The sequence below is a fragment of the Paraburkholderia adhaesiva genome, assembly GCF_021390575.1.
Classification (GTDB): Bacteria; Pseudomonadota; Gammaproteobacteria; order Burkholderiales; family Burkholderiaceae; genus Paraburkholderia; species Paraburkholderia adhaesiva.
The window spans coordinates 422,379-440,932 of sequence record NZ_JAJEJQ010000004.1 but is presented as its reverse complement, the minus strand read 5'-3'; the positions used below and the strand labels follow the sequence as shown (position 1 = coordinate 440,932).

The following is an 18,554-nucleotide window of genomic DNA, read 5'->3' as shown; positions in this document are numbered from 1 at the left end:
TCAGAAAAACGATCACCGATCCGAGTGGTTCAGATAATTGATATTATCGCGCCACTCACTTCATAGATGAAAAGCTAAAGCCATGGAAACGCGTCAGACCCAGGCTCCCGTCGGGCAGGGTTTCCCCGACGCCGACACCCTGGCCGCCTTGCGCGGCTGGTATGCGGGCCTGTCCTCGCGCGCAGCCGTAGCCCGCTATCTGCCCGAGCGCAGGGCAACTGGCGAATCCTCGCGTGGCCTGATCGGAGACATCCGCAGGCAACTGGTCGCCTTCGCTCATGAGCGGCATCGGCCCGATCTGGCGGCCGTCTTCGAACATCCATCCGCGCAACGGCACGCCCGGGCGGACACGGTCGAGCGCGCGATCCGGACGCTTGGATCGTTGCCCGTTCCACAACCGCAAGTAGCCGACGATGTCGCGCTGTGGTTCGCGGCGCGCACAGTGGGTGCGCTGCATGCCCATGGCATTCGCACGCTGGCAGATCTGACAGTGCGAATTCCGCGCCGGCGCCAGTGGTGGACCGGGATCAAGGGGCTTGGGGCAACTGGCGCGCACGCTATCGAGGCTTTCTTTGCCGCGCATCCGGCCTTGACCGAACGCGCCCGTGCTTTGATCACGCTCACGCTGCCAGCCGGTATCGTGCCGTGGGAGCAGTTGAGTCTGCCGCATGAGGTCGACGGCTCGCAGGGCACGTACCGGGCGCCGCGCGATGCGTGCACGCTCAACGCGACAAACGACTACGAGGCGGTGCAATCGTGGCTCTCGCTGCACGAGACAGTTGCCACCCAGCGTGCGTATCGCAAGGAGGCTGAGCGGTTGATCCTCTGGGCCATCGTCGAGCGTGGCCTCGCGCTGTCGTCGCTCACGACCGACGATGCGATCGCATACCGTGCATTCGTGCGGCGTCCCACTCCGCGCGAGCGCTGGGTGGGTCCGCCGCGGCCACGGGACTCGGTTGAATGGCGCCCCTTCACAGGCGGCCTGTCGCCTCGCTCGACAGCTTATGCACTCACGGTTCTCTCTGCGCTATTTCGCTGGCTCATCGAGCAGCGCTACGTGCTGGCCAACCCCTTTGCCGGCGTGAAGGTTCGCGGTGCGGCGCTACGCCCCGCGCTCGACACGACACGCGGCTTCACCGAAGGCGAGTGGCTGCTGCTGCGAGCCATTGCTGACGGACTCGAATGGTCGTACGGCTGGTCCGATGCGGCTGCGCAGCGGTTGCGCTTCCTGCTCGACTTCGGCTATGCGACAGGCCTGCGCGCAAGCGAACTCGTTGGTGCCGTGCTACGCGATATCCGCCCTGACGAACACGGAGAGTCGTGGCTTTACCTCATTGGCAAAGGCGGAAAACCCGGCCGGGTGGCGTTGCCGCCGCTGGCAAGCGACGCGCTTGATCAGTCCCTGCTTGAACGAAGTCTGCCGGTCTCGCGGGAGCGCTGGAACCCGGCTACGCCAATTCTTGCCAGCCTTGGGGAGGATGAGAGTGCCGGGATTACGGGCGCGCGCCTGTGGCGCGTCATGCGCCGGTTCTTCGTGGAGGCCGCTGACGCGATTGAGGGCGATCACCCGCTCCTGGCGGAAAAAATGCGCCGCGCGAGCCCACACTGGATGCGCCACTCCCACGCCAGTCATGCACTGGCGCGCGGCGCGGAGCTGACAAGCGTACGCGATAACCTGCGTCACTCATCCATCTCAACGACCTCGATGTACCTGCGTGGAGACGACCTCAAGCGCTCCCGTCAGTTTAGTGAGGCTTTTGGGCGGCGCAACAAGAAGTAGCGAGCGAACCAGCCGACTTGCGGCGAAATCCGCCGTGATCGCGGCTTAACGTACGTAAAAATCCGTTTCTTGAGGGCGCCCCGAAGGGCACACCGTACCGGCCGGTGAGCCCGCCGATGGATTCGAGGTGGTGCCGGCCACCGGGGAGGACGGTGGCGCCGCGAGCGCCGCACCCATTGAAGAGCCACCGGACGCACAGCCGTCCCGCTCCGGTGAGCCCGACGCGAGAGGGGAGGCCGAGGAGCCCGAAAACGTCAATGTCGTTGTCGCGCCGCTCGAACCCTCGAAGACAACCATTCAGGAATATGAAACGTTCCCGCCGCTTGAGCGCGACTGGAATCCGGAAGACGTCTTTCTGGTGGGACATGCGAGTACCCGTCAGCACATCAGCGCCATCATGGATACGCTGCCCAATATCGATATCACGAAGACCGAGGACGGGCGTGAGTGGTACCGCATGGCCAGCGCCGCCAACACGCTCGCGCCACGCGGCGACCAGTGGCAGAAGTCGGTCAGCCGCGAGGGCAGTGAGTGGCGCCAGGGCATCAGTTCCGAGCAGGGCAGGATCAATCTGGGGCGCCTGTCGTTTGCAAGCGCGCCCAGCGAGAAGGTCTCGGGCGAGAAGGCCATCCTGCAGATCCGCTCGATGCTCGGGCTGGGCGCGGTCATCCAGGTGCCGCTCTTTCATTCGGGCTTTCATGTCTCGATCAAGGCCCCCAACGAGATGGCGATGCTGGAGCTGAATCGCCATCTCATGGAAGACAAGATCGATCTGGGGCGCGACACCACCGGCTTTGCCTTCGCCAATACGTCGTCGTATCTCACGAAATGGCTGCTCGACTTTGCCATCGACCATCTGCACGACACGTCGCTGCAGGAGAAGGACCCCGTCAAACTGCGCGAGCTGATTCTCGCGCCCGACCTGCCCATCCTCTTCTGGGGGCTCGCCTGCTCGATCTGGCCGCGCGGCTTCCAGTACGCGCGCCCGTATATCGATCCGGCCACGAAGGAAGAAAAGATCCTGCGCAGCAGGCTGAACGTGAGCAAGCTGCTGTGGGTCGACAACAAGGCGCTCACCGCCTGGCAGGTGCGGCACATGGCGGGACGCGGCAGCAGCACCATGAGCGCCGAGAGCGTAAAGCGCTATCGCAGCGAGTTCACGATCGGGCAGCCGCGGCGCGTGCAACTCACGAGCGACATTGCCATGACGCTGCGGGTGCCGTCGGCGGCCGACTATGTGCTCGCCGGCGAGCGCTGGATCGGCGAGATCGTGCGGCTCGTCGACCGTGCGATGGAGGTCCCGCCCACCGATGAAAAGCGTAACAGCTACATCCTTTCGCACGGGCAGGCCACCAACATGCGCCAGTACGTGCACTGGGTGCAGGAAATCCACTTTGGGGCGGCCGGAAGCGATTCGGGCATTGTCGATCGCGAAACGCTCGAAAACGCGATCAACGAGCTCTCGCCGGACGAGGAGGTGCGCACCCGTTATTTCACGCACGTGCGGCAGTATATTGACGACTGCACCATTGCACTGATCGGCACGAATACGGTGGCGCCCGATGAAGAAAACCGTCTGCCACGCTTTCCGCACATCCTGCCGATGAATGTCGAAAACACTTTTTTTACCCTGCTCGGACAGAAGGTGAGCCAGATCAACCAGAGGGATTAAGGCGCGCGCACGTCTCGCAGCCCGACTTCGGCGCCCGCGTGCCCGAGGACAATCCGGTACAGTTCGCGCTCGAGGAAGCACCGGCAATCGCGAACTCGACCGACACGCAGCTGCTGCTGCGCGACTGCTACGAGACGGCCTACGGCATCTACAACCACGCGCTCGATAACCGGGGCGCGACGCTCTCGCTGGTTGCCATGCACGAGGCCGAAGACATCTCCTCCGGAGGATTGCTGTACGAGCGGATCCGGTTGTATCAGAAGCGCCAGGTACTGGCTCACTTTGGACTGAACCTGATCGAGTTCCTGTCACTGCCCAGCGACCTGGTCGCCTTTGTGCTCGAGCAGTCGCTGCTGGCCCTGCAGAGCGGGGACCGTGTCAACGACAGAATGATGAAGGAGTTCCAGCAGGTTGCGCAGGATCCCGAAGCGGGCACCGGCTGACAGTTCCTGGCACTCAGCCAGAGAGCCAAAGGCGAGGAGATATAATTGCGGCATGAATATTGAGGATCTGGCCACTCGTTGTGGCGATCAGGAACTGCGCCAGGCTGATGTAGATGCCGCGTGTCTGGCCGCGAACATATCAAGACCCAGCTTCTTCGACGAACTCGCCCGATGGATTGCCATCGAGTTTCTTGAGGAACGACGCGATTTCACCTTTTGCGACGGCGTTGCCAATAACATGATGCCACTCTCAGAATGGCATCTTTCAGATTTTGCGTGGTCTGTCTTTCACGCGTTCGACAATGGCGAGTTCTATCATCGCGACGATTCGCGAGAAGTCGATCCCGTCGAAAAGTACACGCGGCCGATGTTGCGGCAGGCCCTGGCGGACAGACATGACACTTTGTCGATCTCCAGCAAATCATCCGGGGCACAAGCCAGGGACCATTGAAATGAGTACACACGCAAAGGCCGAATTGTTGCTGGAGTGGTTACGTGAACGCACCGACGCTACGGTTGGCGAGATTACTGCAGCCAGCCTGATGAGTTCACGCACAGCATCCGACGCCGTGCAGTACGCCGTTCGACATGGTGCGCTTAAACGTATCGTTCGCCGTGGCGCAAGTGCGAAGGAGCGGGTACGCTACCAGATCACCGGCGTCGCATTGCCGGTGTCTCATACGAGTGCCCAACCATGCTTCGATGGATTGCTCAACGCCTGGGGGATCGCACTCGAACCACTGCCACTGGCATCGACCAAAATCTGCAGGCACCAGATCTGCGATGAGACGTAGGAGAAGATAGTCACCGGACACAATAGCTGCGCGACACAAGCCTGATTCTTTTCCCGCTAACGGTACTCCGGCTGGTTCCGGTACGCCGTTTTGATTATGATGCACGTCGGGGCTTCGGCCTTCTTTTTATCCACTTCAGGAAGATTCAAAATGCAAACCGGTACTGTCAAGTGGTTCAACGACGCAAAAGGCTTTGGCTTCATTACGCCCGATGGCGGCGGTGAAGATCTGTTCGCTCATTTCTCGGAGATCCGCACGGAAGGCTTCAAGACGCTGCAGGAAAACCAGAAGGTCCAGTTCGAGGTGAAGCAGGGTCCCAAGGGCAAGCAGGCAGCGAATATCCAGCCGCTGTAAGCATCGGGTTTTCTGCCTTGCCATTACGAGGTTCATATTCTTTATGAAAGGCAATATTCGCGATGGCGAGGCCCGCGAGCGGCTGATTGCCTAGATGCGCCGCCGCATGGCGGAGTTCGGCATTACACCAGAGGCACTCGCCGAATCCATTCAGTACGACCTGGATCATGCGCCGGTCTACCGCGATGCGTTCGGCAATGAGTGGAACGGTTCGGGCGCCATGCCGAACTGGCTGCGGGCAGCGCGTGACGCCGGCGTGAATACTGACTTCTTCCGAATCGCGCCAACAGCAGCTGGCCAGGCGACCAAGCGCCTCATCGACCTGTTCCGCTGACTGGCCGGGACATCACAAGTCTCTACGGTCCAACACCAACCGAAGTACATCGCTACATTGAAGCGTGGTATTCCACACCGAATGAACTGGAACATGGGCACCGGTTCGTCAGTCTGTCCGCTAGCCTCCTTCAGCAAACTTGGCAGAATCGATGATCTCCGTGCCGGGGGCGCTTGCATGCCGTTGTTCGTGCACTGCCAGGGCGCGAAAAGCACCTAGGAATATAATAGGGTCTGTTCTGCTAGCAGGTGGCACTGTTACTTTGTGCGGAAGACTTACCGCCGTGCACCGAGCACGGCAAGGGGTGCTCGTGCCGCTCTGCCAACATGGTTGCGAGAAGGACATGGTTGCATTCAAGCGGTTCGCTCCCGAGCCTGGACTCGGGCAGAATGACCGTGTTCAAAGATAAAAGGAGGCCAGTCTTCACATGCAAGCTATCCAGAAGCGTCGCTTCGTCCATCTGTCCGATATCCATTTCAACTGTCGCGCAGCTTCCTTCGGCTTTGATCCCGATCGTGAGTTGAGGGAGCTGGTACGAAGGGACATTGCTGAGATGGTCGGTCATCTCGGTTCCGTGGATGCGGTTCTTGTTTCTGGCGATATTGCATACGCGGGACAACGGCGTGAGTTTGACGATGCGGCCCAGTGGCTGGACAGCGTGTGCGAGGCCGCCGGATGCGGAACGGAATCCGTACTGATGTGTCCGGGCAATCATGACGTGGACCGGGCGGCTATCCAGCGCAACCCCCTGATTCAGGATGGCCATGACGCGATCCGGAAGGGGCCGTCGTTCTATGAACGCGATCAGGCGTTGACCCAGCGTCTTGTACAGCCGGATGCCAGGGCGCTCTTTTACTCCCCGATTTCGGAGTACAACGCGTTCGCCGCCCGGTATCAATCATCGTTCTTCGCCGATGACCGCACCTACGTCTGGGAACATGATTTTGAGCTTAACGACGGATCGACACTTCGCATCCGCGGAATCAACACAGCTCTGCTTTCCGGGCTGGCCGACGTCGAGAGAAGCCTGTTTCTCGGTTCACGTGCATTGACGTTGCCTCGTCGCGACGGTGTCGAATATATGGTGATGGCTCACCATCCGCCGAAATGGCTGGCTGACGGGGATGAGGCCGACCGTGCCTTTGAGGGCGTTGCACGCATTCACGTGTTTGGTCACGAACACAATCAGCGCGTCCAGGCGGGGCGGGACTGGATCAAGCTGTTTGCCGGGTCCATCAATCCGCACAGGGCGGAACCGAACTGGCGTCCCGGCTACAACCTCATCGAAGTTCATGTCGAAAGCGGTCCCCCGCGACGCTTAAAAATCGATGTCCATGCCCGGGAATGGCAAGGGAATCCTCCGCAATTTCGCGCTGTTGAAGATGTCGGGCACAAGCCTGTGTTTAGTGTAGACATCGTCCTGCCTGATCTTCCTGCCACATTCGCTCGTCGGTCGACGACTGCGGAAGACCAGACAGAGGCGGCGTTCGCAACGCTCGAGGGTGACGTGAACAGTGAAACTCAACCGGTGGATCAGCCGCGTCGTTTCAGGATGATCGTGTACAGATTTTTTCGCCTTTCGCTCTCAAAGAAAGATGAAATCGTCGGGCACTTACGTCTGGCGGAAGAGAGCGACAGCAGGCTCACGGATGTTGAACGCTTCAAGCTATCGCTAGCACGAGCAAGGGAACGCGGGCAGTTGGACGCGCTCGAAGCGTTGATCGATCAACAGGAGAAACAATAGTGGAAGCGATTAAACGCATGGGGGTGTTGTACGGCAAACTAGGGCTGGCAACACAGGCTGCATTGATTGAGGCGCGCGGACAAGGAGTGCTGGCCGCGAGTGAAAGCATAAGCGCTGAGCACGTTCCCGGGTTGGTCAGCTGCGCCCTTGGACTGAAAGGGATGGAAGCGGACGAGAAGTTCTGGACGTTTTTCTCGGAAAAAGACCCAACCTTCGATGTCGCCCCACAGGACAAGGAGGCCGCCCTGCTGGCTGCGAGCACGATCGCCTGCTGTCTCGAAGCCAAGTGCAACTTCGCTGACTATCTTTCGCTTTGCCTTGTCACTGCGTCGTTCGGTGGTGTCCGGCCCGCTGTCGCCGATGGTGAGCTTCTTTCTCTGGCCGAGCACGCTCTGGCCGCTGCCCAATCGGCTAGCAACGAGGTCCCGAAGGACCGGACATACAGCAAGCAACCGTCCGCCTTGACGGATTCCCTGGAAAATCTCGCGCAACCTGCGGCCAGACAGCAGCCGGCCAATGGAATACAGCATGCGCATGCCGCGCTTGCAGAACTCGCCACATATGCAGAAGCAAGCGCACTCGCAGCGGCAAGAAACGATAACGCTATTCTCGCGTACCTGCGCAAACTGGAAAGCGAGATGCGCGTGTACTGGTGGGTGAACAGCGGTTGGAGCATCGACACTGGCAAACCATTTGCAAGCTTCCCGCCTATAGAGGCCGCAGTGCTTGCTGCGAAAGAACTCGCAGAAAAGAGTGCGACGACTGCAGGACTGTTTGCGGCACCTGCTCTTCTTGCGATGGTGCTCGAGAAGGGTCGTCCACGTAAGGAGAAGCCCCTGTCGATCGCAGAAGCTGCAACGGCTCCAAACCGCAAATGGCGGCAGACACACTGTGCCGCCGTTGCTCAAACTGCGGTCGCCAGCCTCGTCCCCATCACCACGGCGCTAGGACTCGCCGCTGCCAGCGACGACGCGTCAGACTGGCAACCCCGATTTGAACGCGTGACGGGGCTGTCGTTGGCCACCGGCATTACGCCGGAGCAGGTTGCGATCCAGGTCTATCGCGAGCGGCTGCTTCTGAGTGCCCTTGATGAGTGAGTCCATGGATACTTCCGCATTCGAATGCAGGGTGCCGGGGTGTGGCGGGCCGAGGTCAGGAATATGCATCAATGAGCTAAGCTTCAAGGAATGCCCAGATGTCGTTCCCGTTGCTGAAAAAGCGGAAGAAATCGCACAAGGCACACAACCAGATGCGAAGGCGCATGCAGCCAGATCAATGGCTGGGACCGGGATAGCTGCAAGTCTTGACGTGCATGCCTGCGACCGGTTGCTTCGGGAACGTGGCGGAATAGTGGTAGGCATCGCAGCTGGGCCGGAGACCGGCAAGACCACGATGATCGCCACCATATACGAGCTCCTCCATCGTGGACGACTTGCTGGTTATCGGTTTGCCGGCTCTGAAACATTGAGGGGCTATGAAGAGCGCTGTCATCTGGCGCGAATTGCATCCAACGGCGACGCACCCGACACTCCACGCACACCGAGAGCTGCGCAGCTTAATTTCACGCACCTGCGGATTGCGACGAGATCAGGGATAAGAGACTTGATTTTCTCGGATCGTTCGGGCGAACATTTCGACACTGCGGTTGATCAGCCGGTGCAAATCGGCGAATTTGCCGAGCTTGGGCGCGCAGATGTCATTCTGCTGTTGATTGACCTGCACCATCTGGAAGCGTCGCCTCATGTTTGTATATCGTACGCGCGCCGACTCTTGATGGCGATGCATCAGGGCGGCGTTCTCGATGGCAAGGTAGTTCGCCTAGTCGGTACAAAAGCTGACAAGCTCAAAGCAGCGGGCGCGCTGGAAAAATCGATGGCTACGCTGCTGGAGCTCGCGACCGACCTTTCCCGACGGACGAAGGGCAGTGTACAGGTGATCGCGCTCGTAACCGCTTCGCGAAAGCAGGCGGAGGGAGGAGAGATAGGCCAAGGGCTGACCGAACTGATCGATAATGTGTTTGGCACGACCGCCCCGAGGCTGTTCCAGTTGACTAAAATATTTCCTTCCGCCATGACGGAACTGGATACGTTGATGCTTCCGTATTGGGATAAGCGATCATGAGAAGCCTTCTCGTAGTCGGAATACCGAACTCGGGCAAGAGCACGTTCATTGCCGCGTTGCGCCATTTGTTGCTTGCCGATGAAGTACCGACCGACCTCTGTCTTGTAGGATTGTCAGCGCACGAGGCGCACCTGAACAAGCTTGAGAAGGAATGGCTTGACTGTAGACGCATCGAAAGGACAAAGCCGGCAACAGAAGGTTGGGTGGAGCTTCACGTCGCGGACAGGAAAACGGGCGCCGATACGAAACTTCTCATACCGGACTTGCGCGGAGAAGTATTCGAGCAGCCTGCTTGCATCAGTCAATGCCAGTCGGATCTCTTCGATGCACTTGCCCAGTCAGATGGCATTCTACTTTTCACGAATGCGGATCGCGCAGACGACGCAATGCTGATCGACGAGCTCGCTGACATTCTTGACAGCGAACTGGCGCAGAGTGAGGACGCTACGCTTGGCGATGCTCAATCCAGCGGGACAGCCGGCGTCGTCCAAGCCGCCCATGCCGATGATGGACATGATGACGCGACAGACGAATCTGTTCAAGCCATCGAACAACAGACGGCGAATCGCTTTCAGCCCGAGCACATGCCGGAAGAAGTCAAGATCGTAGAGTTTCTGCAGATCGCGAACCGGCGCCCATTGCGTGCGCGATGCCGAAAAATTGCAGTCATCGTGTCGGCATGGGACCTAGTCATGAAGGACAAGGAGATGACACCTGATAAGTGGCTGTCAACCCGGCGCCCCATGCTCGGACAATTTCTTGAAACAAACAAGGACATCTGGAATTCGCGCGTCTATGGAGTAAGTGCGCAAGACGGTCGTCTTCCAGAAGACAAGGAGGCACTCGAGAAAATTATCCGTCCCTCCGAACGAATCCACATTGTGGGCCATGGAGCCGACGCGCACGATATCACCGCCCCCATTGGGTGGATGATTCATTTTTCAGGCGGCAGTGATGCAGTGGAAGGCTGAAGTCCGCATTGAGCAGACATTGCATGGTTATGATCGCGGGCATCGCGAACTAGCCAGTTCAGCCGTGCTCGACGACCAGGCGCGCTCCGTCATGCTCGTACTTAGCGATTTGCTGGCGACATCAGCATTCAGCAGCGGAAAGTCATACCTCACTGCTTACCCTCTGCAGTCAGCATCGAGGTACGTGCTCGCACGCACTTGGCCGGCAGGACAAGGATACCGACCAGGAAGCGTCTGGACTCACTCACTTTTACTCGACTACCAGACGCTGGTTGTTCTTCCAGACCTGCTTTTCCTGCAGTCGCTTTTCCAACCGCCTCGTCTTGAAAAGTTTGACGAATACAGGCGCCCTGTGATCCTGTCAGCTGAAGGCGGTAAGACCACGCATATCAACATTTCCAAGTCCCAAGCTCAGAGCGCCTTACTTCAGTTGTATGGCGATTGTCCAGCAGACGATGTGATTGTGCGCTCAACGAGGAGTAGCAGCGACGAAATCCTCGCGCTTGCGCTGTGGCGTCAGATGTGGCCAGCTCTTCGACGCGAGTTTGCCTTCACCACCGCGGAAGGCGGTGGCCTTTCTGGCTTTAACTTCGCCTGCACAATGCGATTTTCAATGCATACGCTTGAATCGACTGATGTAGCGCAAATTTCAGAGCCAGAGGGCTACTCAGCATTGCTTGATGATCTTCCCATTGCGGGACCGACCGACCTGAGAGCTTTCTTGGGTCGGTACGCGATAGAGAGTCCGGTGCCCCGTAGATCTGCAGCTCAAGTTGCTAGCTTCTTTCTAAAGGCTCGTGAGGCAGCCCCGGTTGAACGGCTTGCTGCGGCTCGTCCTTTGATCGTGGACGGGAAGATGCCTCGGCTCGCGCGAGATCTGATTGCAGCTGCAGTTGTAGCGACGATCGAGTTTGATGACGTCATGAAACTCGTGTCTATGGCCGGCAGCGCGCCAGTAGACGTCGATTCTGGCCCGCTGGCTAAGCGGTTGACCTCGCTTTCGTCGCAGCAAATGCGCGCGCTGTTGGACTCCTGCCTGTCGGCTGAAAGCGATGGGTTTGCGTTAGATTTGTTCAAGCAAGTGGTCACCCATTCGCCGAGCGCCGTCGTTGCTGGAGCAGCCAGTGATATTAATCGGATTGCAATGGCGCAACTACGGCCCGATGTGCTGGAAACGCCCGAATGGTGGCCAGTTGATGATGCGGCCAGAGGAGCGTTGATCAGTCGGGTTGCTGAATTTAGAGACGTCGATTGGGCCGCGGTGCTCAGTGCGTTACGACCGACGATAGGGCCGAATACCGTTGGAGCGCTTCTGGAAGCACTATCTGCTAACGGGGAAAGCATCGGAGTTGCGCTGTTTAAGCAAGGGAATGCAAAGATTCGGGAAAAGATCGCTATCTGGATCGTTGCGCGTCCTTCTCGTCTGCAACTTCTTGCTGAAAACGTAGACGCGATTACGCCGGACATGCTTGAAGTCCTCGCAGCGGCGCAAATTGGGCAGCCGCCGCCTTTCGACCACATCCAAATTTGGTCTGCGCTTTTCACAATCTTGGAGAAGGCACCTCCTGCCGGAACCTCGTCACTCATAATTGGGTATCTGCTATCGCTTCGGCTTGAAGACCCTGCATCGCGGAAGCTGGCCGGGATAACTTTCGCCCCCCTGTATCGTGCGGTTAAATCGTACCGCCTAAGCAGCCGTGAAACGCGGTACCTCGAGACGTCGTTGGCACGCTTGAGCGCCACTTCTTATGGCATGCGATCAGTGATCGACAGCGCACTGACCAGATGGCCAGTATCGTCTTCCGATTGCGGCGCCTTGCAGTTGAGCAATGATGGAGAGCAGATTCTGGAGCTAGCGCGCGAGGTCGCCAAAAGAGGTGGTTCGGATGCCCTCAAGGCCGCTCTGCAGATATCAGACCTCAGCGTGACGGCGAAAGCGTGTATTCATCGCGCCTTGGAAGACCACGACAAGAAAAAGAGCGGAGGCTGGCCATTCTCCTGGTGGTAGCGCCGTGACACGCCGCGTCTTTTCCAACCGGGCGAGCGCGGTGTATGATAGTGTCATACAGTCTTAAATTGGGGCTTAATCATGGCGAGCGAACGCCTGACAATCACGCTGACTCCGGAGCTGCTCGAATTTGTCCGCGAACGAACCGCAGAGGGTGATTACAACAGCGATAGCGAGGTAATCCGGGATGGGCTCCGGCTGCTGAAGGAGCGCGACAACGCGGTTCGTCAATGGCTGACCGAGAAAGTGGTCCCGAGCTATCTTCAGTACAAGGCCAACCCGGGAAGTGCGATGACCCGGGAGCAGATCGAGGAACACCTTGATCGGAACAGGCAGCAGCGTCGAGCAAAGAAGGGGGCGGCTGGCTGATGCAGTACAAGGTTCAATACCTGCAGTCGTTCTACGAGATGCTGCGCAATATCGAGGAATACATGGTGGACCACGATCGCTCCGATGCGTCTATCGATCGCTACCGATCCACCGTGTTTGACACGTGCGAAAAATTCGCCACGTTTCCGAATCGAGGGGGACGGCACGACGACGTCATGCCGGGGCTGCGAACCTGGAACATCGAGGGCGAAACCATCCTCGCCTATGTAGTCGATGATCCGACTTTGGCTGTCACGTTCGTCGGCATCACGTACGGCGGCCAGAACTGGATGGAAATCTTTTCCATGCGCCCTGTGGGCCCAGTGCAGTGATCAACAGTCCGTCCCGGCGGGCTTCTGTACAACGATTCCTGAGTTGAATCCGTCTCGGCCTGTTTGCTCGTGCACAGCACGAGCAAACAGGCCGCACCCGCGCGACTCAATTTAACATAATCTTAATTATCGCATTTTTACGTGTTACGGCTTTTTTGAAATGTCCGGTTCTGGCTCATTAGAGATGTCCGATTCCTGCCCTGGTTGAAGCGCACGCTCGCGTGAGGCGTCGACCAGGGGCGAACCATGAACGGACGTGAGCTGATCACGGCAAGCATGCGCGAACTCGAGCGGGTCAAGGTCATCGAGGCGGTCATTGAAGGCCGCCTGCGGTGTTTTCAGGCGGCTGAGCGGCTGCAGCTCGGCGTACGGCAGATCAGCCGGCTGTGCCGGCGCTATGAGGCCGCGGGTCCGGCCGGGCTGGTTTCGTCCAAACGCGGGCGGCCGAGCAACCGGGAACTGTCCATCGACCTGCGGGCCCGGGCCATGGCGCTGGTGCGCGAGCGCTACGCCGATTTCGGGCCGACGCTGGCCTGCGAGAAGCTGCGCGAGTGCCACGGGATGACGCTGGCCAGGGAGACCGTGCGCCGATGGATGCGCGATGCGGGCCTGTGGATTCCGCGCGCCCAGCGCCCGCCGAAGGTCTACCAGCCGCGTGCGCGGCGTGCGTGCCTGGGCGAGCTCATCCAGATCGACGGCAGCGACCACCGCTGGTTCGAGGACCGGGCGCCGGCCTGCACGCTGCTGGTGTACGTCGATGATGCGACGAGCCGGCTGATGCACCTGCACTTCACGCAGACCGAATCGACGTTCAGCTACTTTGAGGCCACGCGCGCGTACCTGGAGCGTCACGGCAAGCCGGTGGCACTGTACAGCGACCGCGCCAGCGTGTTCCGCAGCGTGAGCGCCGGCAAGACTGGCCACAGCGTGACGCACTTCGGGCGCGCAATGTACGAGCTGAACATCGACACGTTCTGCGCCAACAGCAGTTCGGCCAAGGGGCGGGTCGAGCGCGCACACCTGACGCTGCAGGACCGGCTCGTCAAGGAGCTGCGGCTGCGTGGCATCAGCACGGTGAGCAAGGCCAACGCGTATGCCCCCGCCTTCATGGCGGCCTACAACATGCGCTTCGCGAAGGCGCCGCGCAGCACGTTCGACGCGCACCGGCCGCTGCGCGGGGACGAGGATCTGGACGCCCTGCTCACCTGGCGCGAAACGCGGCGGGTGACGAAGTCGCTCACGGTGCAGTACGACCGCGTGATGTACCTGCTCGACGATACGCCCCAGAACCGCAGGCTCGTGCATCGCTACATCGAGGTCTGGGAGTACCCGGATGGGCGCATCGAACTGCGGGCGCAGGCTCGCGTGCTGCCGTACCGCGAGTACGACCGGCTCACCGGGGTGGACCAGGGCGCGGTGATCGAGCACAAGCGGCTGGCACACGCACTGCAGGTGGCGCAGGCGCTGCAGGCGCAGCGCGACAATCGGCGTGCCTCGGGCTCGCCATCACGCACGAATCAGGGTGAGCCGGTGCGTGCAAAGGCACGCGTGCCTGGCACGAAGAAGCAACGCGAGTTCACGCAGGCGGACATGGACGCGGTGATCGTGAAGCTGGCGCAGGCCCCAAAGTCAGATTCAAAACCGGGCCCGCGGTCTGCAAGGAGCCGCTGAATAGACGTCAGCGCCCTGCTGCTTCATCCTCTACCCTTCAACACGATGGAAGTTCAACCCCGGAAAGACAGAATCAACTCCCTTCAAAACCGGACATTTCTATTGAGCCGGAGATCGGACATCTGTATCTGGCCATGACATTACGTGTAAGAGCAAAGTAGTAGTGTCGTACCTGAGCAAAGTACAGATGTCGTACCCCGCGTTGACTTGAGGTGCATGCTGGGCGGTTTTACCGATGCGTGGAGCCGCCAATGGCCTGTACCGGGATGATCACGATGAGCATGCGGGAGCTGGACCGGTTCAAGGTCATTCAGGACGTGGCGGACGGCAGGCTGAAGCCGTGGCGCACATCCGGTGCACAGTTTTCCACAATTTCGGTGGACAACCTTGTGGATAAAATCCGCAGCCCTGCCCGCAGCTCCTGCCGGGCCACCTTGGCACGTTGCCTGATTGCGGGATAAGCTTGCGACAGACAGTTAGTTGCTTTTAGAGAATCGACGAACTGAACAAGATCATCAGGACCCCGGTGACACTTCCCGGCTGACGACGCAGCCACGAAACTCATCTGGCTGGCGCTGCGCAATATCGCTGCCGATTGGGGGCGTGCTGCTCACGGCTGGAAGACAGCGATGAACCAGTTCGCTATCCTTTACGCGGATCGATTCGTTCGACCATCCGTGCGATTCTCAATCCGCCTTGAACACGGAAATTCTGCCCCCCTGCATCTGCTTCGTCCCCACATGGCCCTGGCGCCGCAGCAGGATGCCCATGTTGTTGTGATCCAGGACGCAACCGCTGCGCCTCGCGCCGCATCGCCGATGCGGCCCTGCTCGCGCTCCGCTATTCACTGCGGCGATACGTCCAGTACCGCGTGCGCGTCGATGTCCAGGATGAACCACTGCGCGTTCGTCCGCACCCCCTTCTTGCGCAGCGGAACCGTGCGGTGCCAGCAATACGCGATGCACTGCCTGTCGCGTTCCGCGCTACCGCTGCTCTGGACGGTGGTCACGCGGACCACCGTCCCCCTTGCTCCAAAGAACAGCTTGAAGCGTGCCTTGCCCCAGGGCGGCGTCATGGCTGCCTCGCCTGTATGTGTCATACCGTAACCCCGGAAGTCTCGCCGTACGTCATTGCACGCAGCAGTCAGCCCTGGTCCGATCGTATGCCACGATCCACGGCCTGCCGCATGCCTGTTTCGCCCTGCTTCAGAAAAAAGTGCAAGCCATTGCTGAACGATCCTGCGGTAAGTGCATGGCTAGCGAGCGCGGTGCAAAGAAGGAACATGCCCATTGCAGGAAGCGCAATCCCCACCAGATGAACGAGCCCGTGGAAACCCGGTCGCCCTTGCTTCCGCTCTCATTGCCCGCCCTAAGTTGTTCTTTGCATCCCTGACGTGATCCTTCTCAGAGCATCTGCCCGGCCAGCGTAATACCGATGAACATTCCACCCACCAGACCGACCGCACGTCCGCGCATGAGCTGGTCAAGGTCCTCGTCGAACACCCATGGATCGCGCCGGCTTTTCCATACCGTACGCAGCAGCAGTGGCCGCGGAAACAACAGCGCCGCCGAGATTGCCGCGGGTACCGCCAGGCGCACGAACGCATCAGCGTGACGCCACGAAGGCAAATCCAGCCAGATCGTCAGGATGACGATGGCAGCCGTGAGCAGCGCGCCAGTGACCGCACCCGAAACGAGCCGGTCTGTGGATTGGTTGAACATGATGTCAGTCCTGTCATTGTGAATCTCACGGATGCCTTCGCCACAACCGGTCCGCGATGCGTTCGCCAGAGTGCGCCCCGTCGCACAGCCGGTCTCGCCACGCCTGCAGTTCGCTGCGGATCCGTTTGACCACATCCGTCCAGTCCCGGATATCGCGGTTCCAGCTGTTGCGGAAGATCCTCAGCGTCGGATACCAGGGGCTGTCCTCGCGCAGGTAGTGCCAGCGCCAGTCACAGATCAGCGGCAGCATCAGCCATACCGGCTTGCCCATCGCCGCAGCGACGTGCGCGACCGACGTATCCACCGTCAGCAGCAGGTCCAGACTCCGGATGGCGGCGGCCGTCTGCGCCATCGTCCGCAGGTCCGGTCCCAGGTCATGGAAGTTTTTACGCTCCCGCGCGTAGCGGGCTGACTCCTCAATTCCTTCCCCCTTTTGCAGGCTGAAAAAATCCACGCCCTCGAGTTCAAACAGGCTGTCGAGGCGCGAGAGCGACGACAGGGACCGGGCGGTGTCGTTCTCGTGGGTCGGGTCGCCTCTTGTCACGATTCCCACCTTCAGGCTGTCGCCGCGCGTCTCCTTCACGGCCACCGGCAACGGCTGCCCTTCGGGTACGCGCAGGTACGGCACGCAGGACTGCATCCCGTCGAGTTCTAACGACAGGTACGCTGGAATTGCGTGCGGATACACCCAGTAGTCGCAAGGCGCAAGATCAGCCACGTGCGCGATGTCCACCACCTCGTCCGCCTCACCGGAGGCCGCAAACAGCTCCAGCAACGGCGCCTGGCACACCACGGCCACATGCGCGGCGCCGCACCTCTCGTGCAGGATGCGGGCGAACCGGAAGAAGAAGATCTCGTCGCCCAGTCCGAACTCGCTCCAGATCACGATCGACCTGCCGACAAGCGGCTCGCCCGTCCAGGCCGGGATATCTTCGGGCGGCTGCACCTTCGTGCGGCGGCGCCACTCCGAATGCGCCAGACGCGCCTCACGCAGGGTAAATCCCTTCTGCAGCCGGCCGCTCATGATCTCATGCAGGCAGTGGTACAGACGGACACTCATGTTATCGGGCAGACGTGCGAGCGCCTCTTCCCACATGCGGTCCTGCTCTGCGGGCACGCCCCAGCGTATCATCTGCACCATCGCGCGGTGGTACACGTCGAACCGGTACGGGTACAGTGCCAGCGCACGCCGGCATGCCGCGAGGCCAGCTTCGGCACTCTCTGCCCGGATCGCCTCGTCGGCCAGCATCCTGGGCGTCGGTACCTCGCGCTTGCGCAACACAATTTCGATGGCGCACTCGGCCACGCCCTTGGCGGTCTGATCGACGCCCGGGCACTTCCCGTCGTAGAAGTCCCGCAGGAGTACCAGGCGTTCGCAGGCAGCCACCGGCTGCATGGCCGCCACCAGATCCAGCACGCTGACCGAATGCGGCAGCCGGGCTCCAGTGCCGTCGTCCGGCGCGCCCGGCTTGCCGATGGTGAAGCTCACCCTGTGGTTGCGGTTGAACCGGCTGGGCCAGACGCCCTTCCCGTAAAGGTCCTCGTCGGGTACCGTGACAATCAGGTAACCACCCGGCCTGACGATATCGAGCCAGCGCGCGAGCACGTGTGCCGGATTAGCCACGTTCGCCAGTGCATGACTGGAATGGGCAAAGTCGTAGGTCCCATCCTCTACACCTTTCACATGAACCGCGTCGCCTCTGGGTGAATTCCAGGCCACCACCTGCCCCATGAGCGGGAACATGTGGGCATAGCTGCCCAGCCAGTCGTCGCCGGCACCGATGTCGATGCCGGCGCCGCGGAAATAGTGGTCGACGAATGCGGGCTCTCGCGCCCGACGAACCACGGACTTGCGGGTTTCATGCATGGGTCGTCCTTTCCCACCGGCCGGGCGCACGACCGATCTTCTCGCGCGGCATATTCCGGACCCGCACCCAGGGCACGTTCCGGTGCTTCGGGTATCTTGAGCTTGAGCGGAACGCCGTGTGCACGCTGGTTGCCTCAAGCGGCCGCTCCCCCGGCGACCAGGCAACAGCCAGCAATTTCTCCCCGCGCGCAAGGAAATCCGCAAAAGGGGTCGACCGACAGGCGATCCGGCTTGCGCCGATGCCTGCATTGAAGTACGCGAGCGTCGCGTCGAACCCCATGGCATCCAGCGCGCACACGTGCCCGATGTTCACGAAATCCCCGCCCGCCGTGGACAACCGGCAGGCGGGATAGATGGTCCTGGCCATGGACGT

General features: G+C 60.3%; 20 protein-coding genes and 1 pseudogene. 17 read left to right on the top strand and 4 right to left on the bottom strand.

From position 1 onward, the window contains the following. Positions 1 to 82: 82 nt before the first annotated feature. From L0U80_RS29815 to L0U80_RS29735, 17 genes and pseudogenes are all read left to right on the top strand, one after another. A complete protein-coding gene (locus tag L0U80_RS29815; protein WP_233874707.1) occupies positions 83 to 1,780 on the top strand; it encodes a site-specific integrase in 1,698 nt (565 codons plus the stop codon). A gap of 127 nt (positions 1,781 to 1,907) precedes the next feature. Continuing rightward, the gene (locus L0U80_RS29810) at positions 1,908 to 3,452 is read left to right on the top strand and encodes a hypothetical protein (protein WP_233874704.1); all 1,545 of its coding nucleotides are present in this window, start codon (positions 1,908 to 1,910) and stop codon (positions 3,450 to 3,452) included. A gap of 38 nt (positions 3,453 to 3,490) precedes the next feature. Beyond that, positions 3,491 to 3,895: a hypothetical protein gene (locus tag L0U80_RS29805; RefSeq protein ID WP_233874702.1), complete on the top strand. Its 405-nt coding sequence runs from the start codon at positions 3,491 to 3,493 to the stop codon at positions 3,893 to 3,895. Between the two features lie 52 nt (positions 3,896 to 3,947). Further along, positions 3,948 to 4,346 (top strand): hypothetical protein, encoded by a 399-nt coding sequence (locus L0U80_RS29800; RefSeq protein ID WP_233874701.1) that lies wholly within the window; start codon positions 3,948 to 3,950, stop codon positions 4,344 to 4,346. A gap of 1 nt (position 4,347) precedes the next feature. Beyond that, on the top strand, positions 4,348 to 4,689 hold the full coding sequence (locus L0U80_RS29795) for a hypothetical protein (protein WP_233874700.1): 342 nt from the start codon (positions 4,348 to 4,350) through the stop codon (positions 4,687 to 4,689). Positions 4,690 to 4,839: 150 nt separating this feature from the next. Continuing rightward, the gene (locus tag L0U80_RS29790; protein ID WP_233874699.1) at positions 4,840 to 5,043 is read left to right on the top strand and encodes a cold-shock protein; all 204 of its coding nucleotides are present in this window, start codon (positions 4,840 to 4,842) and stop codon (positions 5,041 to 5,043) included. Positions 5,044 to 5,149: 106 nt separating this feature from the next. Then, positions 5,150 to 5,377 carry a hypothetical protein gene (locus L0U80_RS29785; protein ID WP_308444901.1) on the top strand — a complete coding sequence of 76 codons (228 nt, stop codon included), beginning with the start codon at positions 5,150 to 5,152 and terminating at the stop codon, positions 5,375 to 5,377. Between the two features lie 427 nt (positions 5,378 to 5,804). Beyond that, entirely contained in the window at positions 5,805 to 7,121 is a 1,317-nt protein-coding gene (locus L0U80_RS29780) for a metallophosphoesterase (RefSeq protein ID WP_233874698.1), read from the top strand. After that, positions 7,121 to 8,218 (top strand): GTPase-associated system all-helical protein GASH, encoded by a 1,098-nt coding sequence (locus L0U80_RS29775; protein WP_233874697.1) that lies wholly within the window; start codon positions 7,121 to 7,123, stop codon positions 8,216 to 8,218. Before L0U80_RS29780 ends, L0U80_RS29775 begins: the two co-directional genes overlap by 1 nt. Positions 8,219 to 8,222: 4 nt before the next feature. Then, on the top strand, positions 8,223 to 9,242 hold the full coding sequence (locus L0U80_RS29770; protein ID WP_233874694.1) for a TRAFAC clade GTPase domain-containing protein: 1,020 nt from the start codon (positions 8,223 to 8,225) through the stop codon (positions 9,240 to 9,242). Further along, positions 9,239 to 10,213 carry a TRAFAC clade GTPase domain-containing protein gene (locus tag L0U80_RS29765; protein ID WP_233874692.1) on the top strand — a complete coding sequence of 325 codons (975 nt, stop codon included), beginning with the start codon at positions 9,239 to 9,241 and terminating at the stop codon, positions 10,211 to 10,213. The genes L0U80_RS29770 and L0U80_RS29765 overlap by 4 nt, the downstream gene beginning before the upstream one ends. Next, positions 10,197 to 12,221 carry a GAP1-N1 domain-containing protein gene (locus L0U80_RS29760; RefSeq protein WP_233874690.1) on the top strand — a complete coding sequence of 675 codons (2,025 nt, stop codon included), beginning with the start codon at positions 10,197 to 10,199 and terminating at the stop codon, positions 12,219 to 12,221. Before L0U80_RS29765 ends, L0U80_RS29760 begins: the two co-directional genes overlap by 17 nt. Positions 12,222 to 12,302: 81 nt before the next feature. Further along, positions 12,303 to 12,590, top strand: a complete 288-nt coding sequence (locus L0U80_RS29755) for a type II toxin-antitoxin system ParD family antitoxin (RefSeq protein ID WP_233874686.1) — start codon at positions 12,303 to 12,305, stop codon at positions 12,588 to 12,590. Beyond that, complete coding sequence (locus L0U80_RS29750; RefSeq protein WP_233874683.1) at positions 12,590 to 12,922, top strand: type II toxin-antitoxin system RelE/ParE family toxin; 333 nt, start codon at positions 12,590 to 12,592, stop codon at positions 12,920 to 12,922. Before L0U80_RS29755 ends, L0U80_RS29750 begins: the two co-directional genes overlap by 1 nt. A gap of 246 nt (positions 12,923 to 13,168) precedes the next feature. Further along, complete coding sequence (locus tag L0U80_RS29745; RefSeq protein ID WP_233863292.1) at positions 13,169 to 14,593, top strand: ISNCY family transposase; 1,425 nt, start codon at positions 13,169 to 13,171, stop codon at positions 14,591 to 14,593. A 251-nt stretch (positions 14,594 to 14,844) separates the two neighbouring features. After that, entirely contained in the window at positions 14,845 to 15,054 is a 210-nt protein-coding gene (locus tag L0U80_RS29740; protein ID WP_233874681.1) for a hypothetical protein, read from the top strand. A gap of 69 nt (positions 15,055 to 15,123) precedes the next feature. Further along, a pseudogene (locus L0U80_RS29735) lies at positions 15,124 to 15,270 on the top strand (IS256 family transposase); the annotation flags it as partial. Between the two features lie 167 nt (positions 15,271 to 15,437). Here the strand turns inward: L0U80_RS29735 and L0U80_RS29730 are convergent. From L0U80_RS29730 to L0U80_RS29715, 4 genes are all read right to left on the bottom strand, one after another. Then, entirely contained in the window at positions 15,438 to 15,668 is a 231-nt protein-coding gene (locus L0U80_RS29730) for a hypothetical protein (protein WP_233874679.1), read from the bottom strand. Positions 15,669 to 15,996: 328 nt separating this feature from the next. Then, positions 15,997 to 16,314 (bottom strand): hypothetical protein, encoded by a 318-nt coding sequence (locus L0U80_RS29725; RefSeq protein WP_233874677.1) that lies wholly within the window; start codon positions 16,312 to 16,314, stop codon positions 15,997 to 15,999. Positions 16,315 to 16,339: 25 nt separating this feature from the next. Then, entirely contained in the window at positions 16,340 to 18,181 is a 1,842-nt protein-coding gene (locus L0U80_RS29720; protein ID WP_233874675.1) for a methyltransferase domain-containing protein, read from the bottom strand. Then, complete coding sequence (locus tag L0U80_RS29715; RefSeq protein WP_233874673.1) at positions 18,174 to 18,548, bottom strand: hypothetical protein; 375 nt, start codon at positions 18,546 to 18,548, stop codon at positions 18,174 to 18,176. Before L0U80_RS29715 ends, L0U80_RS29720 begins: the two co-directional genes overlap by 8 nt. Positions 18,549 to 18,554 lie beyond the last annotated feature (6 nt).